Origin of the sequence: Kitasatospora sp. NPDC088134 (assembly GCF_044741705.1) — a bacterium.
Lineage (GTDB): Bacteria > Actinomycetota > Actinomycetes > Streptomycetales > Streptomycetaceae > Kitasatospora.
The window spans coordinates 119867-143755 of record NZ_JBIUTD010000015.1; the positions used below are offsets into that span (position 1 = coordinate 119867).

A 23889-nucleotide genomic window follows, 5' to 3' on the forward strand; every position below is an offset into this window, starting at 1 on the left:
TCGCACGCCCGTACGACCAGCGCCCGTCGACCGCTGCTTGAGCGGGACTGCCCAGGATGGGGCCCGTTTCCCTGACGTTGCGACAGTTCCCGGTCCCGCGCGGGGCCGGGACGGAGGAGGTCAACGGTGCCAATGCTGGAGTCTTCGGACGAGGATCGACCGCCGCCCGGGAGCGGGCCGTCCGTGCTGGTGCTGGGCGGCACCGGCTTCGTCGGCCGCCACATCTGCCGGGCCTTCGCCGCGGCCGGCTGGCGGGTCACCGCGGTGGCCCGCCGCGACCCGGGGCCCGGGCCCTGGCACCGGCGGCTCGCGGTGGACGTGGACGCGACGACCGCCGAGGAGTTCGGCCGGCTCGTGTCCGCGGCCGGTGCCTCCGCGGTGGTGAACGCCGCCGGCGCGGTCTGGGACACCACCGAGGAGCAGATGGAGCGGGCCAACGTCCGCCTGGTGGAGAACGTGGTGGCCGGCCTGGCCGCGCTCCCCCGCCGGGTCCGCCTGGTGCACCTCGGCTCGGTGCACGAGTACGGGCCGGCCCGGCCCGGCGAGGACATCCACGAGCTCAGCCCGCTGCGCCCGGTCAACGCCTACGGCCGGACCAAGCTGCTCGGCACCCGCCACGTGCTGGAGGCGGCCGACCGGGGCCGGATCGACGCCCTCGCGCTGCGGATCGCCAACGTCTCCGGGCCGGGTGCGCCGCGCGGCAGCCTGCTCGGACTGGTCGCCGACCGGCTGACCGGGCCCGCCGACGGCCCGGCCCCCGCCGAGCTGCGGCTGGCCCCGCTGCTCTCCCGCCGGGACTTCGTCGACGTGCGGGATGTCGCCGAGGCGGTGCTGGCCGCCGCCACGGCCGGGACCACCGCGCGGGTGATCAACATCGGCCGGGGCGAGGCGGTGGGCGTCCGCTCCCTGGTCGAGCGGCTGATCGAGCTGAGCGGGCGTCCGGTGCGGCTGGTCGAGGAGGCCGCCGCGACCGGGCGCGGGCCCGACGCCGAGTGGCAGCGGCTGGACATCGGCGCGGCCCGGGAGCTGCTCGGCTGGGCGCCGACCCGCGACCTGGACCGCTCGCTGCGCGACCTGATGCTGGCCGCGCAGCACTGAGCGCGACGAAAGGGTGCCGCCCGGAACACCGGGCGGCACCCTTTCGTCGCGCTCAGGCCCGGGCCGCCAGCCGCTCGAACACGGCGACCAGGTCGGCCGGGCTCGGCAGGTCCGCGGTGTCCTTGCGCAGCGCCTCGGCCGCGGCCCGGTACGTCGGGTCCGCCAGCAGGGTGCGCAGCTCCTCCCGGATCAGCTCGGCCCCCGGTCGGCCGGCGGGGACGTCGGCGTGCCGCAGGTGCCGGGCCGCGCCGGTCAGCGCCAACCGGCCCGAGGTGATGGTGAGTTGGGGGATCCGGGTGATCGCCAGTTGGGGCGTGCCGACCGCGACGGCGGTGTGCGTGGTGCCGGGCCCGCCGTGGTGCACGACGGCCGCACAGGTCGGCAGCAGCAGCTGCATGGGCAGCCCCACCGCGAACCGCAGGCCGGTCGGCACCGTGTCGAGCAGGTCGCGCAGCACGGGGCTGGCCGCCACCACGATCTCGACGTCCAGCCCGGCGGCCGCCTCGATCACCTGGCCGACCGCCTCGACCAGGTCCGCGCCGATGGACTTGGCCATGGTGCCGCCCCAGGTGAGGCAGACCCGCGGCTTGCCGGAGTCCTCGTACAGCCACTCCGGCACCTCGCCGGGGCCGTTGTACGGCACGTACCGCATCGGCAGCCGGCGGTCGTCGGTCGGGTAGAGCATCGACGGCGGGCACGGGTCCAGCCAGGCGTCCGGCTCGTCCCGCAGTTCGGCGCCGAACTCCTCGTGCAGCTCGACGTACTCGGGCAGCGGGCCGCTGCCGTCCACGTGCCGCTCGATCCGCTGCAGGTACGGGATGCCCCACTGGTAGCGGACGTTGGGGATGCCCAGCACCGCGGCGGCGACCGGGCCGGCCAGCGTCACGGCGTCGCTGACGATCAGGTCCGGCTTCCACTCGGCGGCGTGCGCGAGGACCGCGGGCAGCATCGCCCGGGCGATCACGCACTGCATGGCCCCCATGTTCTCCAGGAACGCCCGCTGGTTGTCCGTCAGCCGCTCCGGGTGGACCGGCCAGTCGTCGGGCCAGCCGCCCGGTTCGAGTCCGGCGAGGTGGCTGCGCCCGGCGAACAGCTCCTTGAGGTCCTTCACCGCCGGGCCGACCGGCACCGCGGGGAGACCGGAGGCGGTGACCGCGCCGGTGAGCAGCGGCATGGTGGCCACCTGCACCTCGTGGCCGGCCGCCCGGCAGGCCCAGGCCACCGGAACCACCGGGTAGAAGTGCGACTCCCAGGGGAACGTCATGAACAGGACGCGCATCTGATCTCCTCATCCGTGGACGCCGCGCGGCCGGCGGCGCGGCGCTCCCACCGTCCGGCACCGCCCTCGAACGGGCCTCGATTCGGGCACGCGTCAGGCCCCGTGGCCGGGATCCACGGGGCCTGGTCGGGGGTCGGCCCGTTACGCGGGCTTCGGCGCCGCGGGGGCCGGCGCGGACGGAGCCGACGGGGCGGCGGGGGCCGCCTCCGGGGCGGGCTCGCGGAAGCGGAGGAACAGCAGGACGGCGAGCGCGCTGGCCACCGCGGCGACCAGGAAGGCCGCGTCGGCGCCGGTCACGAACGCGTCCAGGATGGTGGCCCGCTGGCCGGGGGTGACGCCCGCCAGCGTGCCGCTGCCCGGGTTGGGGGCCGCGTCGACCAGGTCGGCGGGCAGGCTGCCGGCATACACCCGGGTCATCACCGAGCCGAGCGCCGCGGCGCCGAGCGAGGCGCCCAGCGTCTGGCCGAACCGGATGGACATGACGGCCTGGCCCATCTTCGGCCGCGGCACCGACTTCTGGACCGCGTACATGCCGGTGCCCATGCCGAAGCCCATGCCGACGCCGAGCACGAACAGCTCCGCCCCGAGCACCACCGCGGGGGTGCCGGTGGTGCTGGTCGCCAGCAGGCCCAGGGCCAGCGTGTTGGTCAGGACCGACACCAGCAGCAGCGGCTTGGCCCGGCCGGAGGAGCGCAGCGACCGGCCGGAGATGATCGAGGCGACCACCAGGCCGCCGGCCATCGGGATCATGAACAGGCCGGCGTTGGTCGGGGACAGCTCCCGGGCGTACTGCAGGACGATGGTCAGGTAGGCCAGCGCGCCCATCGAGGAGACGCCGATCAGGAACTGCAGCGGGCTGATCACCCGGAACACCGGGTCCTTGAACAGCGAGAAGTCGAAGATCGGTTCGGCCGCGGTGCGCTGGCGCCAGGCGAAGCCGATCGAGGCGACCAGGCCGGCCGCGGCGGTGCCGAGCACGATGCCGGACGTCCAGGAGTGGGACCGGCCGCCCCACTCGGCGACCAGCATGAAGGCCGCGGCGGCGGCCGCGATCAGGCCGGCGCCGATCAGGTCGGGACGGCGCGTGGTGCGGGTGACCGGCAGGTGCAGGAAGGCGACCACCACGGCCCAGACGAACACGCCGAGCGGCAGGTTGATGTAGAACACCCAGCGCCAGGAGAGGTGCTGGGTGAAGAGGCCGCCGACCAGCGGGCCGAGCACGATGCCCGCGGCGGCCATCGTGACGGCGAGGTTCATCATCAGCGCGCCCATCCGCTTGGTGGCGACGAACGGGATGATCACCATGCTGATGCTCATCAGGCCGCCGCCGCCGATGCCCTGCAGGATGCGGAAACCGATCAGCTCCGGCAGGTTCTGCGCGATGCCGCAGAGCGCGGAGCCCGCCATGAAGATGCCGACCGTGATCAGGTAGAGCAGCTTGGCGCCGTAGAGGTCGACCAGCTTGCCGTACAGCGGCTGGGTGACGGTCGAGGCCAGCATGTAGCCGGTGAACAGCCACGGAGCGCTGTCGAAGCCGTGCGCCGGGTCCAGCTCCGAGACGATCGACGGGACCGCGTTGTTGACGATGTTCTGGTCGAGCATGGCCAGCACGAGCGTGAGCAGCATCGCCGTAGCGACCCAGCCGACCCTCGTCACCCGCTCCGTCTTCGGCCGATCGGCCGTTGTCGCCGTTGCCATCTCGGCACCTCCAGGGGGAATCTTGGCTTGGGAAAAATTTATGACGGATCCAAGAATATGTCAAACCAAAACATGTACTCGGCCGATCCAGGTGCTAGCGTCGAGACATGACCGCAGACCAGGGACTCAGAGAGCGCAAGAAGCTGCAGACCGCCGCCCGCATCGTCGAGGTCGCCCTGCCGCTGTTCGTCGAGCACGGCTTCGACCAGGTCTCCGTGGTGCAGATCGCGGAGGCCGCCGAGGTGTCGAAGATGACCGTGTTCAACTACTTCCCCCGCAAGGAGGACATCGCACTGGCGGGTTCCGCCGCGCACGCCACCGACCTCGCGCTGGCCGTCGCCCGGCGCGCCCCGGGCGAGTCGGTGGTGGCAGCGGTCCGCCGCCACCACCTCACCGAACTCGCCGAGCGCGCACCGCAGTCCGGGCTGAGCGAGCACGTGGTGCCGATGGTGCGGATGATCATGTCGACGCCGGTGCTGCTGACCCGGCTGCGCGAGATCATGCGCCGGGGCCAGAGCGCACTCGCCGACCTGCTGGCCGCCGACACCGCGGCCGGCCCCGACGACCTGACGCCGCGCCTGGCGGCCGCCCAGATCGCCGGGGTCCGGGACACCCTGGTGGAGGACAACTTCCGCCGGCTCGCCGCCGGCGAGCCGGTGGACGACGTCCAGCGCACCGCCGTCACCGCCGCCGAGCTGGCGTTCGACCTGCTGGAACGGGGCCTCGGCGGCTACGGCGCCCGCTGACGGACGGAACGGCGGCACCGGCCGGACCGGGCCTCGGGGAGCGTTCACGCCGCCGAACGGACCAGGCGTTCCAGCAGCGGGACCAGCTCCGCCGGCGCGGGCATCGCGGCGACCTCCGCGCCGACCGCCTCGGCCGCCTTCCGGTACGCCGGATCCGCGATCACCTCGGCCAGCGCCGCCGGCAGTGCCGCCAGCGGGTCGCCGTCCGCGGCGGTGAGCAGCCGGCCCACCCCCGCGGCCGCCACCTGCTGCCCGAACACGGCCAGTTCGGGCCGCTCGGCCGGCAGCACGAGCTGCGGCACGCCGCGCGCGACCGCGGCCAGCGCCGTGCCGTTGCCGCCGTGGTGCACCACCGCGACGCTGCCCGGCAGCACCAGGTCCAGCGGGAGCGGGCCGTGCACCCGCACCCCGGCCGGGAGTTCGCCGAGCCCGAGGTGGTGCTCCGGCGGGAGCAGCACCAGGACCTCCCGGCCCGGCCCGGCCACCGCCGCGGCGATCGCGGCGACCGTGTCGGCCAGCCGTCCGCCCTCGGCCAGCAGCCGGGCGCCCCAGACGCCGAGCAGGACGCACACCCGCTCGCCGGCCGGGGCGGCCAGCGCCCAGTCGGGAACCTCGTACCGGCCCGGGGTGGGCTGGTGCCTGACCGGTTCGGCCGGCTCCGTCCCGGGGACCCGCAGCGCGGGCGGGCACGGGTCGAGGGTGAGCAGCGGCTCGGGCAGGCCGGCCGGTCCGCCGAGTTCCGCGCAGAGCGGGCCGAACACCCGGCGGGCCGCCTCCTCCGTCTCACCGTGCGGCTCCTGGATGCCCCAGCGGTGCACGGCCACCGGGACACCGAGCACGGCGGCGGCCACCCGGGCCGCGTAGCCGAGCGGGTCGGTGATCACCAGGTCCGGCCGCCAGGCGCCCAGCTCCTCGGCCAACCCGGCGGCGGCGAGCCGCAGTTGGGGGGCCTTGCGGCGCAGCAGCTGCTCCCGCGCGGAGCCTCCTGCCGGGTCGGCCCCGGGCGCGGCGGGTACCGGGGCGGCGGGCGCGGCGGTCCCGCTTTCGAGCCGGCGGGTGGCCGGGTCCACGGCCCGGGCCGTCAGGCCGGCGTCCCGGGCGGCGGCCGCCACGTCCGCACCGCCGACCACCAGGACGTCGTGCCCGGCGGCCCGCAGCGCCCAGGCGAACGGTGCCATCAGGGTGAAGTGACTGGCGATCAGCGCGTTGAGTGCGATCCGCATCGGGGTCTCCTCCGTGGTGCCGGGCTCAGCGCCCGACGGCGATCGGGGCCAGGTGGCGGGCCGGGGTCCGGTCCAGGTCGTGGTCCAGGTCCTCGGCGACGGACACCCGGGCCGCGAGGTCGCGGACCACCGCGGTGTACCCGGCGGTGACCAGGGTGCCGGCCGGGTCCGCGGCCACCCGCCAGTGGCGGACCAGCAGTTCGAGGGTCTCCGGGGGCATCAGGTGCTTGTGCACGAGCAGCCCGGTCCCGGTCGGGATCTGCAGCACCCGGTCCGGGTGGACGCTGCCGTCGGCGCGGTCCAGGGTCACGTCGAGGAAGGACTCGCCGTGGGCCGGGCCGAGCGGGCCGAGGCCCCGGCGCAGCCGCTCGTGCACCTGCGCGGGCGGCTCGGCGACCAGCAGGGTGCGCTCGCCGCGCAGCAGGCGGCCGGCCAGTTCGGCGCGGCCCTCGGAGCGGCTGCGCAGGGTGGCGAGCTGGCGGGCACCGTGGCGGTCGAGTTCGGCGGCGGCGGCGGCCGGGTCGCCGTCGGTGGTGAACCAGTGCTCGGAGCCGACCTCGCAGCTGTCGGCGGTGGTGCCGGGGGCGAACAGCCAGCTGCCGCCGAGGCGGTCGATCAGGCCGACCGCCCCCTGCTGCTCGAACTCCATCCGCAGCCCGACCGGGTCGAGCGTGCGGCGGGAGGTCCAGATCCGGGTGGTGCCGTCGGGGCGCACGGCCCAGAACTTGACCAGGTCGGCGTCGCCGTCGCGCTCCAGCACCTCGGTGTGGGCGATCCAGGGGAAGACCACCGGCCACTGTTCGACGTCGGTCATGGCCCGGTAGACCGCTTCCGGGGGTGCGGCGACGGTGATGTCGGCGCGGGTGCGGTGGATCTCGGCGGTGCTCATGCGATGGCCTCCCTCGGGGCCGGTGCGGCCCGGCGGTGTGCGGGTGTCCGCTCCCCGTGGATCCGCGCGGGGGCGAACAGGGCGGTGAGTGCGTCGGTGACGGCGGGGTCGATGCGCAGCGCGGTGGCGGCGGCGTTCTGCTCCAGGTAGGGGATCCGCTTGGTGCCCGGGATCGGGACCACGTCCTCGCCCCGGGAGAGCAGCCAGGCGAGCGCCAGCTGGGCGGGCGTCGCACCGGCCTGCTCGGCGAGGGCGGCGGCCTGTTCGACCAGGTGCCGGTTGGCCTCGAAGTTCCCGTCGGCGAAGCGCGGGTGGTTGCGGCGGTGGTCGCGCTCGCCGAGGTCCCGGACGCTCTCCAGACGGCCCGTCAGCATCCCCTTGCCGAGCGGGGTGTGGGCGACCAGGGTGATGCCGAGCGACCGGGCGGTGGGCAGGATCTCCGCCTCGACGTGCCGCTCCCACAGCGAGTACTCGGTCTCCAGCGCGGCGACGGGATGCACGGCGTGCGCCCGGCGGAGCTGCTCGGGGGTGGCCTCGGACAGGCCGATCCGGCCGATCCGGCCCGCGGCGACGAGGTCGGCGAGCGCGCCGACGCTCTCCTCGACCGGGACCTGCGGGTCGACCCGGGCGAGGTAGTAGAGATCGACGCGCTCGGTGCCGAGCCGGCGCAGCGAGGCTTCCAGGGCGGCGCGCAACGTGTCCGGCCGGCCGTCGACGACGGTCGGCGGGCCGCCCGGGCGGTCGGACCGGACACCGCCGCGGGTGGCGACCAGGACCCGCGCGCGGTCCGGGCCGAGGGCCCGGGCGAGCAGGGTCTCGTTGGCCCCGTCGCCGTAGAAGTCGGCGGTGTCGAACAGGGTGATCCCGAGCTCGACGGCCCGACGGACGGTGGCGGCGCAGTCCGCGGCGGCGGCGGTCCCGTACCCGCCCGACATGCCGAGGCAGCCGAGGCCGATCGAGGACACCTGCGGGCCGCCGCGGCCCAGTTCTCTCTGCTCCATGGCCACACGCTCGCAGCGGCGGCTCGGCAGGTGCTCGAATCGGCCTCGACCGGCCGGGGAACGCGTCTGCGGGGTCAGACCAGCTGTTCGAGGTCGGCGACCACCCGGGCCGGGGACGGCATCGCGGCCATCGACCCGGCGAGCCGGTCGGCGGCCGCGGCGTAGCCGGGGTCGTCGAGCAGGGCGCCGAGGGCCTTGCGGACGCCCGGGACGTCGTCCTGGGTCTCGGCGGTGTCCAGGGTGAGGCCGGCACCGGCCTGCGCCAGCAGGTCGCCCACGGTGAACATGTCGAGCAGCTGCGGCAGGACCAGTTGGGGCAGGCCGGCCGCGGTGGCGGTGAGCGCGGTGCCGACGCCGCCGTGGTGGACCACCGCGTCGCAGGAGCCGAGCACCAGGCCGAGCGGCACCGGGTCGACCATCCGGACGTTGGCGGGCACCGGCCCGATCTCGGCCCGGTACTTCTCCTCGACGGTGGCCAGCGCCTCGGTGTCCGGCAGGCCGTCGAAGGCCTCCAGGATGCGGCGCACGTGCGGCACGCCGTTCAGCCGCATGGTGTGGCTGCCGAGGGTGACCACGACCCGGCGGGCGGCGGGCTTCGGGGCCCACAGCCAGGCGGGGGCCGTGCCGCTGCCGTTGAACGTGACGTACCGGATCGGCGTGCCCGGGGACTCCGGCGCCTGCAGCTCGGGCGGCGTCGGGTCGAGCATCACGGCGGGGTCCGGCAGCCCGTCGAGGCCGAGCCGGCGGCAGAGCGGTCCGAGTGCCTCGCGGGCCGAGTCGAGGGCCGCCGAGGACATCCGGTCGGTGCCCCAGCGCTGCTGCACCACCGGAACGCCCAGCACGCCGCCGACGATCAGCGAGGTGTACTCGACCATGTCGGCGACGATCAGGTCGGGCCGGTAGGCGCGGGCGAACTCCAGGTACTGCGGCAGCAGGTACTTGGCGTGCACCACCCAGACCCGGGTACCGGCGACCAGGTCGTCCCGGTCGGGGCGGCCCTTCGTGTCGATCAGCCGCTTGCCCGGCGGGAGCAGCGCGCCGAGCGCGAACACCGCGTCGTTCCAGTCGCCGATCGTCACGGTCGGCAGTCCGGCCGCGTGCGCGGTCGCCGCGATGTCGGGCTGGCCGGCCACCACGACCTCGTGCCCGGCCTGCCGGAAGGCCCAGGCGGTGGTGACCAGGGTGGAGAAGTGGGTCGGCACGGGCGTGGTCAGGAAAAGGACGCGCATCGATACTCCTGTGGTCGGGATGGTCGGGGGTCAGCCGCCGGAGACGAGCCGCTCCAGCTCGGCGACGACCTGGGCGGGCTCGGGCTGCTCCAGCACCGTGCGGCGCAGCTCGTCGGCGGCCTTGGCGTACACGGCCTCGTCGAGCAGCCCGGTCAGGGCCCGTACCACCCGGTCCGGGTCGTCCTGCTCGGCGGCGGTGTCCAGGCTCAGGCCGGCGCCCGCCGCCACGACCCGGTCGGCCGCCTCGAACTGGTGCATGAACTGCGGCAGCACCAGCTGCGGCAGGCCCGCCGCGGCGGCGGCCAGCGTGCTCGCGCCGTCGCCGAGGTGCACTGCGGCGGCGCAGCCGGCCAGTGCGCCGGCCTCCCGCACCGGCCCCACCGCCCGGACGCCGGCCGGAAGTTCGCCGAACCGGTGGAGGGCGTCGGGGGTGAGGGCGAGAACGGGTTCGAGGCCGGGTGCGGCGGCCAGCGCGACGAGCACGGCGTGCAGCAGCGGGCCGGTGCGCAGATCGAGGTTCTGGCCGTCGAAGGCGACGGCGATCCGGCGGACGCCCGCGGCCGGTGCCGGGGCGGCCGACCCGGCGGCGGGGGCGGGCAGGTACCGGATCGGGGTGGCGGCCTCGGCCTCCGGGTCCTGCAGGCCGACCGGCCACGGGTCGAGGATCAGGTCGGGCGCGGGGAGGCCCGGCAGGCCGAGGCGGTCGGCCAGGCCCCCGAGGAAGACGCCGGCCCGGAACCGGGTGACCGCCCCGCCCGGGTCGACGCCCCAGCGGTGCTCCACCACCGGAACGCCGAGCGCGGCGCCCACCAGCGGGGCGGAGAAGTCGAGTTGGCTGCCGACCACCAGGTCCGGCCGCCATTCCCGGGCCGTCTCCAGGTACCGGGGCGTCAGGTAGCGGGCGTGCACCACCAGGGCCCGCACGCCCTCGACGGTGGCGGCGGCGCCGGCCCGCCCCAGCGCCTCCAGCGGTCGCGGCCCGTCCGGCAGCCCGGACAGCACCACGTCCTCCTGGTGGTAGGGGCCGCCGACGGCGGCGAACTCCAGTCCGGCGTCCTCGGCGGTCGCCGCCACGTCCGGCTGCCCGGTCAGCAGGACCTCGTGCCCGGCCGCCCGCAGGGCGTCGGCCAGCGGCAGCATCGGTGCGAGGTGGCTCGGGACCGGGGTGGTGATCATCAGTACGCGCATCTGCGCTCCTCGTGGTCGGGTGGCTGCGGCGGCCGCCCCGCGCGGGCGGGGCGGCCTGCCGTCGCGGGCGTGGGATCGGAGCGGCCGGGCCGGGGCGGCACCGGGCCGACGGGTCGTCGGACCGGTGTCCGTCGGACGGGTGTCCGCCGGAGCGGCGGGCGGCCGGAGCGGAGGCCCGGTGCGGTCAGACCGTCAGCCGCCGGTCCGCGCCGGCGGCGGCCGGGGCGCCGGGTCCGCCGGCCGCCGGACGGGGCGGGAGGACGCCGAGCCGGGCGAACGCCTCGGCGGGTGGCGCGGCGTCCAGGCCGGGGCCCGACGCGGCCAGGTAACCGTCGGGTCGGACCAGCAGCCAGCCGCCCGCGGGGACGCCGAGGTCGGCGGCGAGCGTGCCGTCCGGGTCGGCCAGCGGCCCGGGTGCGTCGCTGCCGGTGCCGTCGGGGACCAGGGCGCGGACCCGGACGGCCGGGTGCTCGGCGGCCAGCCGGTGCAGCGCCGCGTGCTGGGTGGGAACCGCGCGGACCAGCAGGGTCCAGCCGGGGGTGCGCAGTTCGTCCAGCAGGGCGGCCCAGGCGGGGGTCGGGTCGGTGACCCGGGCGACCCGGGCCCCGGGGCCGGGGCCGGCGGGTGCGGCGGGCAGCGCGAGCGGGCCGTCGGCGTAGGACAGGTCGAGCGCCGACATGCCGCCCATGATCTTGCGTTCGATCTTCGACTTGAGCGGCCGGACCGAGCGGACCACGGTGAACAGGGTGCGCAGCGCCGCGGCGGCCTTCCGGCTGCGCAGCTGCACCAGCATGGTCGCCATCCGGGTCGACTTCAGCAGGGTCGCGCCGACCGGGACGCGCTCGGCGCTGTAGCTGTCGAGCAGGGTCTCGGCGGCCTCGCCGCGGATCACCGCGGCGAGCTTCCAGGACAGGTTGACGGCGTCCTGGACGCCGGTGTTCATGCCCTGGCCGGAGGCGGGGCTGTGCACGTGGGCGGCGTCGCCGGCCAGGAACACCCGGCCGCTGCGCATCTGCTCGATCATCCGCTGCTGGATGGTGAACACCGAGATCCAGCTGGGGTCCTCGACCCGGACGGGGCGCCCGGTGCCGGCCTCGATCTTGGCGGCGAAGCGGTCCGCGACGGCCCGGTCGCCGGGGTTGGTGGCGTCGGCGGTGTCCAGCAGCCGCCACTTGCCGGGGGCCGGGAAGGGCACCATCATCACGGTGCCGGCGGGGGTGCGCATCCAGTGGATGCTGTCCCGGGGCAGGTCGCAGTCGACCACCGCGTCGGCGATCAGCCAGGTCTCGCTGCTCTCGCCGATCAGCGGCAGGCCGAGCTGCTTGCGGACGGTGCTGTGGCCGCCGTCGCAGCCGACCAGCCAGCCGGCGTCGACCTCCTCGGTGCGGCCGTCGGCGTGCTCCAGCACGGCCCGGACGCCGCCTTGGCCGCGGTCCTCGAACCGGGCCAGCCGCACGCCCCACTCGACCTCGACGCCGCGCCGGGCGGCGGCGGTGCGCAGCACCTCCTCGGTGACCACCTGGTCGACCATCAGCGTGAACGGGAACCGGGTCGGCAGCCGGCTGTAGTCGGTGTCGAAGCGGACCAGCCGGCGGCCGTTCTGGTGCAGGGTGAAGTGCTCGACCCGCTGGCCCCGCGGCAGCAGCTCGTCCAGCACGCCGAGCTGGTCGTAGACCTCCAGGGTGCGGGCGTGGGTGGCCAGCGCCCGGCTGGTGGTGGCCGGGCCGGCGGCGGCGTCGACCAGCCGGACGGTGACGCCGTGCCGGGCGAGTTCGTGGGCGGCGGTCAGGCCGACCGGCCCGGCGCCGACGACCAGGACCTGGACGCTGCTCACCGGCGCTCCTCCAGGCCGTCCTTGACCGCCTTCCACCAGCCCGGGTTGTCGCGGTACCAGTCGACGGTCTCGGCCAGGCCCTGCGCGAACGGGATGCGCGGCTCGTAGCCGAGCTCGGCCCGGATCTTGCCCTCGTCCAGCGAGTAGCGCAGGTCGTGGCCCTTGCGGTCGGCGACCCGGCGGACCGAGCTCCAGTCGGCGCCGAGGCGGGCCAGCAGCAGTTCGGTGATCTGCCGGTTGGTCTGCTCGTTGCCGCCGCCGATGTTGTAGACCTCGCCGGCCCGGCCGCCGGTCAGCACCAGCTGGATCGCCCGGCAGTGGTCGTCGACGTGCAGCCACTCGCGGATGTTCAGGCCCTCGCCGTACAGCGGGACCTGCTTGCCCTCCAGCAGGTTCGTGACGAACAGCGGGATGAGCTTCTCCGGGTGCTGGTACGGCCCGTAGTTGTTGGAGCAGCGGGTGATCGACACGTTCAGCCCGTGGGTGCGCCAGTAGGCGCGGGCGATCAGGTCGGAGCCGGCCTTGGACGCGGCGTACGGGGAGTTCGGCAGCAGTGGCCACTCCTCGGTCCAGGAGCCCTCGTCGATGGTGCCGTACACCTCGTCGGTGGAGACGTGCACGACCCGGGGGACGCCGGTGCGCAGCGCCGCCTCCATCACGTTCTGGGTGCCGCCGACGTTGGTGCGGACGAACTCGGCCGCGGACTCCAGCGAGCGGTCGACGTGCGACTCGGCGGCGAAGTGCACCACGGCGTCGTGGCCGGGGAACAGCTCCAGCAGCAGGTCGAGGTCGCAGATGTCGCCCTGGACGAAGTCGAGCCGGGGGCCGGCGGCCGGGAGGTTGTCCCGGTTGCCGGCGTAGGTGAGCTTGTCGAGGACGGTGACCCGGGCGTCCTCGTAGCCCGGGTAGCCGCCCGCGAGCAGCGTCCGCACGTAGTGCGAACCGATGAAACCGGCACCGCCGGTGACCAGGATCCTCATGCCGCCACCTCGACCTGGGTGTGATCGCCGACCACCAGGCGGTGGTGGCGCAGTGCGCTGTGCACGCTGGTGACGGCCGCGGAGCGGCCGATCAGCGAGCCGTGGATGCCGCTGACGCCGCGCACGGACGCGCCGTCGAGGGCGATGGAGTACGACACGTGGGTGTCGCGCAGGACGCAGTCCTTGCCGATCGAGGTGTGCGGGCCGATGTGGCTGTCCTCCACCACGCTGCCCGCACCGACCACGGCCGGGCCCTCGATCCGCGAGCGGACCACCTTGGCGCCGGGCTCGACCAGCACCTCGCCGATCAGTTCGCTGTCCGCGTCGACCTCGCCGGCCACCGACCGGCGCAGCCCTTCGAGCAGTTCGCGGTTGCAGTCCAGGACGTCGTCGACCCGGCCGGTGTCCTTCCAGTATCCCCGGTACTCGCTGGCCCGGACCGGGGCGCCGGCGGTGACCAGCCACTGGATGGCGTCGGTGATCTCCAGCTCGCCGCGCGGGCTGGGCTCGATCGCGTCGACGGCCAGGTGGATCGCCGGGGTGAAGAAGTAGACGCCGATCAGCGCCAGGTCGCTGCGCGGCTGCTGGGGCTTCTCGACCAGCCGCTGCACGGCCCCGTCCGGGCCGACCTCGGCCACGCCGAACGCCCGCGGGTCGTCCACCTTGTGGACCACCACCTGGGCGGCCGGGCGGCCGGCCCGGAACTCCTCGGCGACCTCGGCGATCCCGTTCGGGAGCATGTTGTCGCCGAGGTACATCACGAAGTCCTCGTCGCCGAGGAACTCGCGGGCGACGGTGACGGTGTGGGCCAGGCCGAGCGGCTGCTCCTGGTGCAGGTAGGTGATGCGCACCCCGAGCCGGGAGCCGTCGCCCAGCACGGCCTCGATCTCCGGGCGCCGCTCGCCGACGATCACGCCGATCTCGGTGACCCCGATCTCGCGGATGTTCTCCAGCACGTGTTCCAGCACCGGGCGGTTGGCGATCGGGATGAGCTGCTTGGGCATCGAATAGGTGAACGGACGCAGACGGGTACCAGACCCGCCCGACAGCACCAGAGCCTTCATCGGGATTCCTCTTCCTCAACGGTCAATGGCGCGGACAGCCCGGAGGATGGGAGCGGCCGGTGGAGAATCCCTCGAATCCGGCCGCCAGGACGGGTCGGCCCGGCGGTGGGGCGGTGCCGGGCCGCCGCCGGGGCGGGTCCCTCCCGGTTCCGGGGCGGGCTCCAGCAGGACTCGAGCGAATCCCGGGCAGGTCCCGTCACGCATGGGTGATCCTGACGGCATGTCCGCCACCACGCCCCCGAGCGGGGCGCAACTCCCGCCCCGGTCACGGCACCTGAGGCCGCCCGAGCATCCCGTCGACCCGCGCGCGGTGCGCTACTGGCGGCTGCGCGCCCTGGCCGGCTGGCTGTCGGCCGCCGCCGCGCAGGTCGTGCTGCTGGTGCTGCTGCCGTCCTGGGCGCCGGGCGCCCGGGCCGCCGGGCTGGCCCTGACCGTCCTGCTCGGCGCCGCCCACCTGGTGGTGATGCCGCGCCGCCGGTTCGCCGTGCACCGCTGGGAGACCACCGACCGGGCGATCTACACCCGGACCGGCTGGCTGGTCGAGGAGCGCCGGATCGCCCCGATCGCCCGGGTGCAGACCATCGACCACGAACGCGGGCCGCTGGAGCGCTTCCTGGGGCTGACCACCGTCACCGTCACCACCGCCTCCTCGGCCGGGCCGCTGCGGATCTCCGGCCTGGACGAGGACACCGCGGCCCGGCTCACCGCCGAACTGACCGACGCCGCCCGGTCCGCCGGGGCGGGGGACGCCACGTGAGCGCCCCGGACGCCCCGCCCGCCGGGTCCGCGGCGGGGACGCCGACGGGCCCGTCGGCCGACGCCGACGACGGCTGGCGGCGGCTGACCCCGCTGATGCTGCTGGTCCACCCGGTGCGCGAAGTGATCAAGGTGGTCCCGCTGGTGGTGCCGGCCTACCTGTTCGGCCGCAGCTTCGGGCACCACAACAACTGGGCGTTCGTGGTGACCGGGCTCGCCGTCGGGGCCGGCCTGCTGCGCTGGTGGACCACCCGCTACCGGGTGCGGCCCGGCCTGGTGGAGCTGCGGCACGGCCTGCTGGTGCGCCGTCACGTCGCGGTGCCGGCGGACCGGGTGCGCACCGTGGACCTGCACGCGGCCGCCACCCACCGGCTGCTCGGCCTGATGACCGTCACGGTCGGCACCGGCGAGGCCGCGGCGCGGCGCGGCGACCGGCTGAAGCTGGACGCGCTGCGCCGCCCGGAGGCGTTGGCGCTGCGCGAGCAGCTGCTCGGCGGCGGGGCCGCGGTCGAGGACGCGGCGACGGCCGGTCCGGCCCGGGCCGGCGGCACCGTGCTGCTGCGCTTCTCGCCCGGCTGGCTGCGCTACGCGCCGTTCGCGCTGACCGGGTTCCTGCCGCTGGTGCTGATGGGGCTGGCACTGATCGGCCCGCTGGCCGGCGCGGTGGAGCAGACCCCGATCGGCTCGCTGCTGGAGTGGGCGCTGCACCAGGACGGGCTCGGCCCGCGGGCGGTCCGGGTCCCGGCGGCGGTCCTGCTGGCCGGCACCGTGATCAACCTGCTGACCTTCGTCGAGCGGACCGCCGGGTTCGTCCTGACCCGGCGCCCGGGCGGCGCGCTGGAGATCGGGCACGGCCTGGTCAACCGGCGGGCGGTGGCGCTGGAGCGCAGCCGGGTGCACGGGGTCGAGCTGTCCGAGAGCCTGCCGGTGCGGCTGCTCGGCGGGGCGCGCTGCACGGCGGTGTCGACCGGGGCGCACCGGGAGCGGGGCGGCCCGGCGCTGGTCCCGGCGGCGCCGCTGCCGACCGCGCTGGCGGTGGCCGGCCAGGTGCTGGGCAGCGACGGGCCGGCCCGCGCCGGGCTGACCGGGCACGGCCCGCGGGCCCGCACCCGGCGGCTGACCCGGGCGCTGGCCGGCTGGGCGCTCGGGGTCGGGCTGTTCGCGGCGGCCGCGGCACCGGGCCGGCTGCCGTGGTGGTGCGCGCTCGGCTGGGCGGCGCTGCTGCCGCTGACGGTGCCGCTGGCGCTGGACCGGTACCGGTCGCTGGGGCACGCGGTGGTGGACGGCTTCCTGGTGGTCCGGCACGGCTCGCTGGTGCGCCGCCGCGCGGTGCTGGCGGGCGGCGGCGTGATCGGCTGGAACCTGCGCACCTCCTGGGGGCAGCGCCGGGCCGGACTGGTGACGCTGACCGCCACCACGGCCGCCGGACGGAAGGCGTACCGGGCGGCGGACCTGCCGGTGGAGCTGCTGCCGGAGCTGGCCGAGCAGGTGCTGCCGGGCCTGCTGGAGCCGTTCCTGGTCGACGCGGAACTGCCTGCACAGCGTGGGAAGTGACAACACGTCAGGAGGGCGCCACCCGCCGGGTGGCGCCCTCCTGGCCTTGCCTCAGTCGGTGAAGTACTCCTCGGCGATCCGCACCGCGCGGTTGCCGAACGCGATCCGGTCGAGGATCTTCCGCCCGAGCGGGGTGCGCTGCACCAGGGCGGCGAGCTTGGGCCGGATCTTGGCGGCCAGGCCGCCGCGGGAGAGCATCGCCTTGCTCTGCAGGCCCTGGAGCTTCATGGTGGCGGCGATGTCGGGGCCGCGCCGGGTCTCGAACTCGCCGAGCCGGGCGGCGGAGGTGTCGCCGTCGGCCAGCGCCCGGACCAGGATCGGGTGCAGCACCACGGCGTCCTGGACGGCCAGGTTGATGCCCTGGGCGCCGATCGGGCTGTGGGTGTGCGCGGCGTCGCCGATCAGCACCAGGCCGTCGTCGGCCCAGCGCTCGGCCCGGCCGGAGAACACGTCCAGCAGGCTGACGTCGCGGGCGGAGCGGATCTGCGCGCGGATCAGGTCGGCGTACGGCGGGGCGGCGGCGGCGAGCTGGTCGCGGAGGCGGTCGATGCCCTGCGCGGCGACCTGCTGGTAGCCCTTGTGCGGCAGGGTCCAGCCGATCTGCGCGCTGTCGGGGTAGGAGTCGTAGGCCAGCACGGGGTTGCCGCCGTCCCGGAACACCCGGACGTCGCGGCGCTCGCCGGGGGCGCGCTCGGGCACCTTGAGCTTGAACCAGAGCACGTCCAGGTCGAAGGCCTCGGTGCGGCCGGCCTCGATGCCGGCCAGTCGGCGCACCTTGGAGAACCGGCCGTCGGCGCCGACCACCACGGGCGCGCGGACCTCCAGGGTGCCGGCCCGGACGCCGACGGTGCGGGTGCCCTCGCGCAGCAGTTCGCCGACCCGGTGGCCGTCGAAGTACCCGAAGCCCTCGAACTTCTCGCAGTGCAGCAGCAGTTCGTCCAGCAGGTGGGCCTGCGGCAGGCTCAGCAGGTGGTCGTGCGGGGCGGGCAGCCGGCGGTAGTCGATGTCGAGCAGCGCCCGGCCGCCCTCGATCAGCCGGAACCGCTCGTGCGCGTGCGCGCCGCGGGCCCGGGCGCCGGCCAGCACGCCGAGGGTGTCCAGCAGCGCCATCGCGCCGGGCTGCAGGATCTCGCCGCGGAACTCGCGCTGGTGGGCGCGGGCCCGTTCGACCACGGCGACCCGCAGCCCGGACTTGAGCAGCAGCAGCGCCAGCACCAGGCCGGCCGGTCCGGCGCCGACCACGCAGACGTCCGCCTCGGCCGTCCGGCCGGTGTCCTCCTCGCTCATCTCCAGGTCCTCTCGTCGATCGGTGTGTCTTCGGGTGCGTTCGGGAACTGCGGTGGGGCGGACGGGAACGGGGCCCGCCGCCGGGCCCGGGCGGGCTCCGGCGGCGGGCCCCGCGGGTGGGACGACGGGGGTTCAGCCGAGCAGGCCGAGGCCGCCGTCGGCGGTCAGGGTCTGGCCGTGCAGCCAGGCCGCCTCGGGGCTGCAGAGCAGGGCGACCACGTCGGCGAGGTCGGCGGGGGTGGTGAGCCGGCCGGCCGGGGTGCGGGCGGCCAGGACGGCGGCGACCTCGGGCTGCGGGGTGGCCGGGCCCTTGTCGATCTTGGCGGTGGAGACGGCGTTGACGGTGATGCCGCGGCCGGCCAGCTCGACCGCCAGGTAGCGCACCAGGCTCTCCAGCGCGGCCTTGGCGACGCCCGCGCCGACGTAGCGCGGCACCACGGAGCGGGCGCCGCTGCTGGAGACCGCGACGATCCGACCGGGGCCGCCGGCCATCAGGTCGGCGATCTCGGCGGCGCCGCGCAGCAGCGGGTCGAGGGCGGCGCCGACGGCGGCGGTGACCGCGGCGGGGTCGCCGCCGACGGCCGTGGTGGGCCGCCAGGGCGCCGCGTTGTGGACGAACACGTCGAGCCGGCCGGACCGCTCGCGGACGGCGCCGAGCAGCGCCGCCAGGCCCTCGGCGGTGGTGATGTCGGCCCGAACGGCCGTCACCTCGCCCTTGAGACCGGCGAGTTGCCCGACGGCTCGCTCGGCGTCGGCCTCCGAGTGGGCGTAGTTGAGCAGTACCCGGGCGCCCCCGGCGGCGAGCCGGCGGGCGACCGCCAGCCCGACGCCGCGGGACGCCCCGGTGACCACGGCGGTCTTCCCGGACAGTCCGAGGTCCGAGGGCTCGGCCCGGTCAGACACCGGCGGGCGCCGCAGGGGTGCGGGTGCCGGCCACCGGCGCGGCGGGGCGGGTCTCGGAGTCGGCGAGCGCCGCCAGGTCGGCGTACTCGGGCAGGGCGCGGGCCTGCTCCCAGGCCGCCGGGGAGGCCCAGCGGGTGAGCGCCGTGTAGCCGCCGGGGCGCATCAGGGCCTTGGCCAGGTCGGCGTGGCCGAAGCCGGCGGTGCGGGCGGCGGCCTCGGTCCAGGCGGCGAACGCGGCCTCGAACTTCTCGGCGTCGCCGGTGGCGGTGAACCGCTCGACGACCAGCAGCGCGCCCTCCGCGTTCTGCGCGGCCGGCTCGCCCTCGACCCGCAGCACGCCCATCGACGGCTCGGCCTGGACATCCACCAGCTGGTGGAACTCCTTGGCGTGCGCCTGGAAGGTCTCGCTGCCGAGCACCTGCTGGAAGTCGCCGGGGGTGGCCCACCAGCCGAAGTTGACGTACACCTCGGGCTCGGCGAGGGCGCGCACCGCCTGGTGCGAGCGGAAGCCGAACTGGGCGCGCATCCACTCGACGTGGTCGAGGAAGCGCTGCTCGAAGGCGGCGCCGCCGGCCGGGTCCTTGAGGACGAAGGTGTTGATGACGGTGAACAGCGGGGCGCCCATGGCCTCGCTCCCTTCGGTCTGCGGGTCGGTCAGGCCCAGCCGGGCGGCGAACTGCCCGCCCAGGACCCGCCGTTGGATCTTTCCGTTGCCCGAGCGCGGGATCGCTGCGACCGCCTCGGTGTGCACCAGCCGCTGGTAGTACGGCAGTTCGGCGTTGATCTGCTCGACGGCCTCGGCGATCCGCTCCGGCTCGTCCAGCACCAGCAGCGCGCCGGCCACCCGGTAGCCCCGCCCGTCGGGCAGGCCGACCACCACCGCCTCCCGGACCAGCGGGTGCGCGGCGGCGACCTGTTCGACCTCGGACGGGGCGACCAGGAAGTTGTCGACCTTGAACACGTCGCCGAGCCGGTCGATCAGGAACAGCCGGCCGTCCTGGTCGACCCGGCCGATGTCGCCGGTGGTGAACCACTCGCCGGGGGCGAGGTCGGGCGCGCCGAGGTAGCCCTTCATCACCTGCGGGCCGCGCAGCTGCACCTCGCCGGGCTGTCCGGCGGGCAGTTCGGCGCCGCTCTCCAGGTCGACGACCCGGCACTCGGTGCCGGGCACCGGGCGGCCGACCGAGCCGTGCACGGGGTGGTCGGGGTCGTCGCTGTGGGTCAGCGGGGAGGTCTCGGCCAGGCCGTATCCCTGGAAGACCGGGATGCCGAAGCGTTCGGTGAGCCGCTGCGCGGCGTCCACCGGCAGCGCGGAGCCGCCGGAGGCGATCCGGGTGACGGTGCGCAGCGCCAGGCCGTCCAGCGCCGGGTCGGCGGCCAGCCGGGCGAGCCGGACCGGGAGGCTGTAGAAGTGGGTGGCCCCGTGGGTGTTGGCGGTGTGCACCGCGTCCACCGGCTCGGGGGCGTCGCAGAGCACCTGGGTGGCGGCCGCGGCGACGGCCGAGTTGAGGTGCATCGGGTGGTAGGTCGGCAGGTGGTTGAGGCTGACCGAGTCGGCGTCCAGCCGGTGCGCGGCGGCGATCTGGGCCGCGTTGACGGTCAGGTTGCGGTGGCTCAGCCGGACGGCCTTCGGCAGGCCGGTGGTGCCGCTGGTGAACTGCAGGCAGGCGGTGTCGTCGAGGTCGACGGCGGGCGGCTGCCAGCCCTCGCCGGTCGGGGCGGCCGCCAGCAGTTCCTCCAGCGTCCCGGTGGCGCCGTCCTCGGCGCCGCCGATCAGCACCACCTCGCGCAGGTCGGGCAGGTCGGCGCGGACGGCCTTCAGCTTGGGCAGCAGCCCGGCGTCCACGAAGGCCAGCCGGGCCCGGCTGGTGGCCAGCACGTGCCGGACGCCGATCTCCGGGATCAGCGGGTTGACCACGGCGACCACCTGGCCGGCCCGGGCCGCGCCGTAGTAGGCGACCGCGAAGTCCGGGTGCAGGGCGGAGGCGACCGCGACGGTGCCGGGGCCGTCCAGCCGCCCGGCCAGCGCCCGGGCGACCGCGGTGGCCCGGGCGTCCAGCGTGGCGAAGTCCACCGTCGCGCCGCCGCCGGTGATCGCGGTCCGGGCGGGGTGCGCGGCGGCCGCGCCCGCGGCCAGCCCGTCCAGCCGCCCGGGGGCGGGGAGCGCCCGGTCAGCCACGGCGGGCCTCCGCGAAGGCCAGCGCGTGCTTCAGCGTGGTGGTGCTGTTGGTGCTGAGCGCGCGGTGCACATACTCCCGGGCGTCGGCGACGGACTTGCCGGCGCCGAGGATCCGCTCGATCGCGGACTGCTTCAGCGTGACGGTGTGCCGGGAGGTGACGTCCACCCCGCCGTCCGTCTCGGTGATGGTCCAGCGGCCGGTGTGCGCGGTCATCAGGGCCGGTACGGCGATCTGCTTGTAGACGATGCGGTCGGTGCCGAACACCACCCGGACCGACGTGGTGGTGTGCACCGAGCCGTCGGCGGTGCTGGTGTCCATCGTCATCACCTGGATGCCGGGGGTCTCCTCCCGGAGGTCCAGCGCGGCGACGTGCGGCAGCCGCTCGGGCCACAGGTCGGCCCGGTTCAGGAAGTCGAAGACGTCCGCGCCGGCCGCGGCCACGTGCACGGTGTCGTCGAAGCTGAACACCAAATCGTCCAGCTCGGAGCCGAGTTCGGCGAGCTCCCGGATGCCGGCCAGCTCGGACTCGCTGTTGCGGTCCAGCGCGGCGTTGATCCAGGCCACGTTCTCCGGCAGGTCGTCCACGGCGGTGAAGTCGTGGTGCAACTCCAGCCGCGCGTGCGACCCGTCGAGCGCGGTGACCTTCCAGGTGCCGCCCATCGACGCCACCGGCGCCTGCGACACCTCCTGACGGAACGTCACCACCAGGTTCTCCGGGTCGAGTTCGCGGCGCGAGACCCAGGTCTTCACCTCGCCGTTGGCGGTCGCCCAGATCTGGATCCGCTCGGTGCCCTCGCCCTGCTCCAGGTGCTCGACGTGGACGTTCGGCGCGAAGTACTGCGGCCACTTGGTGACGTCGGCGACGATCGCGTACACCGCCTCGGCCGGGGCCGCGACGTCGGTGCTGTGCAGGGTGCGGTGCTGCTCGGACATGGAAGTCCCTCCTTCGGCCCGCCGGGGGCTCAGTAGTTGCCCAGGCCGCCGCAGACGTTCAGCGCCTGCGCGGTGATGGAAGCGGCCGTCTCGGTCACCAGGTAGCCGACCAGGCCGGCCACCTCCTCGGGGGTGGAGTAGCGGCCCAGCGGGATCTTGGCCTGGAAGCGCTCCAGGATCTGCTCCTCGGTGGTGTCGTACGCGTTCGCGTAGCCCTGCCGGACCCGCTGCGCCATCGGCGTCTCCACGTAGCCCGGGCAGACCGCGTTGACCGTCACGCCGGTCTTCGCCAGCTCCAGGCCGAGCGCCTTGGTGAAGCCCACCACGGCGTGCTTGGACGCCGAGTAGGGGGCGCCCAGCACCACGCCCTGCTTGCCGCCGGTCGACGCGATGTTGACCACCCGGCCCCAGCCGCGCTCCTGCAGCCCGCCCCGGTTCAGCACCTCGCGGGTGGTCAGGAACACGCTGTTCAGGTTGGTGTCGATCACGTCGTACCAGAGCTCGTCGGCGATCTCCGCCGTCACGCCGCCACCACTGCGGCCGGCGTTGTTCACCAGCACGTCGATCCGGCCGTACTGCTCCAGCGCGGCGTCCACCAGCGCCTTCACCTGCTCCGGCTTGCGGATGTCGGCGACCGCGCCGGACACCTCCAGGCCCTCCGCGCGCAGCTCCTTGACGGTCTGCTCGACCGAGTCGGCGCTGCGCGAGCAGATGAACACCGCCAGGCCGCTCGTCGCCAGGCCGCGGGCCACCGCCAGGCCGATCCCACTGGTGGCACCCGTCACCAGGGCCACCCTCCGCTCGCTGCTCATCCCGTGCGCTCCTCTCGGTACGTCGACGGCGAACAGCGTGCCGAGGACGTCTCGACGGCCGATCGAGCACCGCTGGACGCGCCCGCTCCAGTTCCGTTCGAGGACGGTGCGACCCCGCGGCCGGAGGCTTTCCGCCGACAGGACCCGACGGGTAGCCAGCCAGAGAGGACCACCCATGACCGTGACGGAGCAGGTGCCCGCCACCGCCACCGCCGAGCTGTACTTCCAGGTCCAGCAGTTCTACGCGCACCAGATGCAGCTGCTCGACAGCGGTCGGGTCCAGGAATGGGCCGAGACCTTCACCGAGGACGGCGTCTTCGCCGCCAACGCCCACCCCGAACCCGCCGTCGGCCGCACCGGCATCACCGCCGCCGCGCAGGCCGCGACCGACGCCTACGCCGCGAAGGGCATCCAGCGCCGGCACTGGCTCGGCATGGTCACCGTCGAACCCCGCGGCGAGGACGCGGCCTTCGGCCGCTGCTACGCCGTCGTGGTCGAGACCCCCAAGGGCGGCCAGGCCGCCATCCGCGTCTCCACCCTGTGCGAGGACACCCTCGTCCGCGAGAACGGCCGCTGGCTGGTCCGGCACCGCCAGATCACCCGCGACGACCTCTGATCCCTCCTCCCCCGCTGTGCCCGCCACCCCTCCCCCCGGTGGCGGGCACAGCCTTTTGCGCGCGCTGCGCGGTCCGGGGGCGCTCAGCAACAGAAGCCGGGGCGCTCAGCAACAGGAAAGGGGCGCGAGGAACTGCGCGAAGCGGAAGAAAGCACGAGTGGAACCTCTCCGCCCCGCGCAGCGGCACCGCCCCCGCAGGACCGGGAGCGCCCGGCGACAAGCAAGGGGCGCGAGGAACTGCGCGAAGCGGAAGAGAGCTCGGGTGGAGCCCTTCCGCCTCGCGCAGTTCCTCGCGCCCCTGGGTGTTCAGGTTGCGCCACCCCCTGGGGGGGGTCAGGCCGCCGCAGGCTCGTGTTCGGCGAGGCTGGCGTTGATGAACTCCAGCAGGAGGCGGGGGGTGTGGGCCTCGGCGACGGTCTCCTCGGCGAGTTCGATGTCGTACTCGCGCTCGATCCGGCCGGTGGTCTGGAGGACGGCGAGGGAGTCGTAGCCGAGGTCGTCGAGGGGGGTGTCGAGGACGTCGCCGTCGAGGTCGACGCTCTCGTCCTCGCCCGCGCACTCGCGCAGCAGGGTGGTCAGTTCGTCCAGCGTCATCTGGGACATGTCGGTGTGTTCCTCT

The 23889-nt window shown here is 75.2% G+C and carries 21 protein-coding genes; 5 read left to right on the forward strand and 16 right to left on the reverse strand.

Features of this window, described 5'->3' with window-relative positions; all coding sequences use genetic code 11:
- Positions 1-132: 132 nt before the first annotated feature.
- Complete coding sequence (locus ACIOHG_RS23240) at positions 133-1098, forward strand: NAD-dependent epimerase/dehydratase family protein (protein ID WP_400953496.1); 966 nt, start codon at positions 133-135, stop codon at positions 1096-1098.
- A 52-nt stretch (positions 1099-1150) separates the two neighbouring features.
- On the opposite strand, the gene ACIOHG_RS23245 is transcribed toward ACIOHG_RS23240, so the two are convergent.
- A complete protein-coding gene (locus tag ACIOHG_RS23245; RefSeq protein WP_400953497.1) occupies positions 1151-2377 on the reverse strand; it encodes a nucleotide disphospho-sugar-binding domain-containing protein in 1227 nt (408 codons plus the stop codon).
- Between the two features lie 141 nt (positions 2378-2518).
- On the reverse strand, positions 2519-4003 hold the full coding sequence (locus ACIOHG_RS23250; protein WP_400953498.1) for an MFS transporter: 1485 nt from the start codon (positions 4001-4003) through the stop codon (positions 2519-2521).
- Between the two features lie 179 nt (positions 4004-4182).
- Here ACIOHG_RS23250 and ACIOHG_RS23255 point away from each other — a divergent pair, with 179 nt between their 5' ends.
- A complete protein-coding gene (locus tag ACIOHG_RS23255) occupies positions 4183-4821 on the forward strand; it encodes a TetR family transcriptional regulator (protein WP_400953499.1) in 639 nt (212 codons plus the stop codon).
- A gap of 44 nt (positions 4822-4865) precedes the next feature.
- Here ACIOHG_RS23255 and ACIOHG_RS23260 read toward each other — a convergent pair whose 3' ends face one another.
- From ACIOHG_RS23260 to ACIOHG_RS23295, 8 genes are all read right to left on the reverse strand, one after another.
- Positions 4866-6044, reverse strand: a complete 1179-nt coding sequence (locus ACIOHG_RS23260; RefSeq protein WP_400953500.1) for a nucleotide disphospho-sugar-binding domain-containing protein — start codon at positions 6042-6044, stop codon at positions 4866-4868.
- A 25-nt stretch (positions 6045-6069) separates the two neighbouring features.
- Positions 6070-6933 (reverse strand): aromatase/cyclase, encoded by an 864-nt coding sequence (locus tag ACIOHG_RS23265; RefSeq protein ID WP_400953501.1) that lies wholly within the window; start codon positions 6931-6933, stop codon positions 6070-6072.
- A complete protein-coding gene (locus ACIOHG_RS23270; RefSeq protein WP_400953502.1) occupies positions 6930-7934 on the reverse strand; it encodes an aldo/keto reductase in 1005 nt (334 codons plus the stop codon). The genes ACIOHG_RS23265 and ACIOHG_RS23270 overlap by 4 nt, the downstream gene beginning before the upstream one ends.
- A 74-nt stretch (positions 7935-8008) precedes the next feature.
- Positions 8009-9163: a nucleotide disphospho-sugar-binding domain-containing protein gene (locus ACIOHG_RS23275; RefSeq protein WP_400953503.1), complete on the reverse strand. Its 1155-nt coding sequence runs from the start codon at positions 9161-9163 to the stop codon at positions 8009-8011.
- Between the two features lie 30 nt (positions 9164-9193).
- A complete protein-coding gene (locus ACIOHG_RS23280; RefSeq protein ID WP_400953504.1) occupies positions 9194-10351 on the reverse strand; it encodes a nucleotide disphospho-sugar-binding domain-containing protein in 1158 nt (385 codons plus the stop codon).
- A gap of 184 nt (positions 10352-10535) precedes the next feature.
- The gene (locus tag ACIOHG_RS23285) at positions 10536-12185 is read right to left on the reverse strand and encodes an FAD-dependent oxidoreductase (protein WP_400953505.1); all 1650 of its coding nucleotides are present in this window, start codon (positions 12183-12185) and stop codon (positions 10536-10538) included.
- A complete protein-coding gene (gene rfbB, locus ACIOHG_RS23290; RefSeq protein ID WP_400953506.1) occupies positions 12182-13165 on the reverse strand; it encodes a dTDP-glucose 4,6-dehydratase in 984 nt (327 codons plus the stop codon). The genes ACIOHG_RS23285 and rfbB overlap by 4 nt, the downstream gene beginning before the upstream one ends.
- Positions 13162-14229, reverse strand: a complete 1068-nt coding sequence (locus ACIOHG_RS23295; RefSeq protein WP_400953507.1) for a glucose-1-phosphate thymidylyltransferase — start codon at positions 14227-14229, stop codon at positions 13162-13164. Before ACIOHG_RS23295 ends, rfbB begins: the two co-directional genes overlap by 4 nt.
- Before the next feature lie 220 nt (positions 14230-14449).
- Between ACIOHG_RS23295 and ACIOHG_RS23300 the strand changes: the two genes are divergently transcribed.
- Positions 14450-14986, forward strand: coding sequence for a PH domain-containing protein (locus tag ACIOHG_RS23300; protein WP_400953508.1), 537 nt, complete (start codon positions 14450-14452; stop codon positions 14984-14986).
- The gene (locus ACIOHG_RS23305; RefSeq protein WP_400953509.1) at positions 14983-16539 is read left to right on the forward strand and encodes a PH domain-containing protein; all 1557 of its coding nucleotides are present in this window, start codon (positions 14983-14985) and stop codon (positions 16537-16539) included. The genes ACIOHG_RS23300 and ACIOHG_RS23305 overlap by 4 nt, the downstream gene beginning before the upstream one ends.
- Before the next feature lie 51 nt (positions 16540-16590).
- Here ACIOHG_RS23305 and ACIOHG_RS23310 read toward each other — a convergent pair whose 3' ends face one another.
- From ACIOHG_RS23310 to ACIOHG_RS23330, 5 genes are all read right to left on the reverse strand, one after another.
- Positions 16591-17826 carry an FAD-dependent monooxygenase gene (locus ACIOHG_RS23310; protein ID WP_400953510.1) on the reverse strand — a complete coding sequence of 412 codons (1236 nt, stop codon included), beginning with the start codon at positions 17824-17826 and terminating at the stop codon, positions 16591-16593.
- Positions 17827-17958: 132 nt separating this feature from the next.
- On the reverse strand, positions 17959-18729 hold the full coding sequence (locus tag ACIOHG_RS23315) for an SDR family oxidoreductase (RefSeq protein ID WP_400953511.1): 771 nt from the start codon (positions 18727-18729) through the stop codon (positions 17959-17961).
- Entirely contained in the window at positions 18722-20908 is a 2187-nt protein-coding gene (locus ACIOHG_RS23320; protein WP_400953512.1) for an AMP-binding protein, read from the reverse strand. The genes ACIOHG_RS23315 and ACIOHG_RS23320 overlap by 8 nt, the downstream gene beginning before the upstream one ends.
- On the reverse strand, positions 20901-21842 hold the full coding sequence (locus ACIOHG_RS23325) for an aromatase/cyclase (protein ID WP_400953513.1): 942 nt from the start codon (positions 21840-21842) through the stop codon (positions 20901-20903). The genes ACIOHG_RS23320 and ACIOHG_RS23325 overlap by 8 nt, the downstream gene beginning before the upstream one ends.
- Before the next feature lie 29 nt (positions 21843-21871).
- Positions 21872-22654 (reverse strand): SDR family NAD(P)-dependent oxidoreductase, encoded by a 783-nt coding sequence (locus tag ACIOHG_RS23330; protein ID WP_400953514.1) that lies wholly within the window; start codon positions 22652-22654, stop codon positions 21872-21874.
- A gap of 175 nt (positions 22655-22829) precedes the next feature.
- On the opposite strand from ACIOHG_RS23330, the gene ACIOHG_RS23335 reads away from it, so the two are divergent.
- A complete protein-coding gene (locus tag ACIOHG_RS23335) occupies positions 22830-23270 on the forward strand; it encodes a nuclear transport factor 2 family protein (protein WP_400953515.1) in 441 nt (146 codons plus the stop codon).
- Between the two features lie 333 nt (positions 23271-23603).
- Here the strand turns inward: ACIOHG_RS23335 and ACIOHG_RS23340 are convergent, their stop codons facing one another.
- The gene (locus tag ACIOHG_RS23340) at positions 23604-23873 is read right to left on the reverse strand and encodes an acyl carrier protein (RefSeq protein WP_400953516.1); all 270 of its coding nucleotides are present in this window, start codon (positions 23871-23873) and stop codon (positions 23604-23606) included.
- Between the last annotated feature and the right edge of the window lie 16 nt (positions 23874-23889).

What these genes read in the sequence shown, in the direction of transcription:
- ACIOHG_RS23335 (WP_400953515.1), top strand. Translation starts at nt 22,830, where the DNA reads ATGACCGTGACGGAGCAGGTGCCCGCCACCGCCACCGCCGAGCTGTAC.
- ACIOHG_RS23300 (WP_400953508.1), top strand. Translation starts at nt 14,450, where the DNA reads ATGTCCGCCACCACGCCCCCGAGCGGGGCGCAACTCCCGCCCCGGTCA.
- ACIOHG_RS23255 (WP_400953499.1), top strand. Translation starts at nt 4,183, where the DNA reads ATGACCGCAGACCAGGGACTCAGAGAGCGCAAGAAGCTGCAGACCGCC.
- ACIOHG_RS23240 (WP_400953496.1), top strand. Translation starts at nt 133, where the DNA reads ATGCTGGAGTCTTCGGACGAGGATCGACCGCCGCCCGGGAGCGGGCCG.
- ACIOHG_RS23330 (WP_400953514.1), bottom strand. Translation starts at nt 22,654, where the DNA reads ATGAGCAGCGAGCGGAGGGTGGCCCTGGTGACGGGTGCCACCAGTGGG.
- ACIOHG_RS23275 (WP_400953503.1), bottom strand. Translation starts at nt 9,163, where the DNA reads ATGCGCGTCCTTTTCCTGACCACGCCCGTGCCGACCCACTTCTCCACC.
- ACIOHG_RS23250 (WP_400953498.1), bottom strand. Translation starts at nt 4,003, where the DNA reads ATGCTGCTCACGCTCGTGCTGGCCATGCTCGACCAGAACATCGTCAAC.
- ACIOHG_RS23270 (WP_400953502.1), bottom strand. Translation starts at nt 7,934, where the DNA reads ATGGAGCAGAGAGAACTGGGCCGCGGCGGCCCGCAGGTGTCCTCGATC.
- rfbB (WP_400953506.1), bottom strand. Translation starts at nt 13,165, where the DNA reads ATGAGGATCCTGGTCACCGGCGGTGCCGGTTTCATCGGTTCGCACTAC.
- ACIOHG_RS23325 (WP_400953513.1), bottom strand. Translation starts at nt 21,842, where the DNA reads ATGTCCGAGCAGCACCGCACCCTGCACAGCACCGACGTCGCGGCCCCG.
- ACIOHG_RS23280 (WP_400953504.1), bottom strand. Translation starts at nt 10,351, where the DNA reads ATGCGCGTACTGATGATCACCACCCCGGTCCCGAGCCACCTCGCACCG.
- ACIOHG_RS23310 (WP_400953510.1), bottom strand. Translation starts at nt 17,826, where the DNA reads ATGAGCGAGGAGGACACCGGCCGGACGGCCGAGGCGGACGTCTGCGTG.
- ACIOHG_RS23340 (WP_400953516.1), bottom strand. Translation starts at nt 23,873, where the DNA reads ATGTCCCAGATGACGCTGGACGAACTGACCACCCTGCTGCGCGAGTGC.
- ACIOHG_RS23295 (WP_400953507.1), bottom strand. Translation starts at nt 14,229, where the DNA reads ATGAAGGCTCTGGTGCTGTCGGGCGGGTCTGGTACCCGTCTGCGTCCG.
- ACIOHG_RS23260 (WP_400953500.1), bottom strand. Translation starts at nt 6,044, where the DNA reads ATGCGGATCGCACTCAACGCGCTGATCGCCAGTCACTTCACCCTGATG.
- ACIOHG_RS23265 (WP_400953501.1), bottom strand. Translation starts at nt 6,933, where the DNA reads ATGAGCACCGCCGAGATCCACCGCACCCGCGCCGACATCACCGTCGCC.
- ACIOHG_RS23245 (WP_400953497.1), bottom strand. Translation starts at nt 2,377, where the DNA reads ATGCGCGTCCTGTTCATGACGTTCCCCTGGGAGTCGCACTTCTACCCG.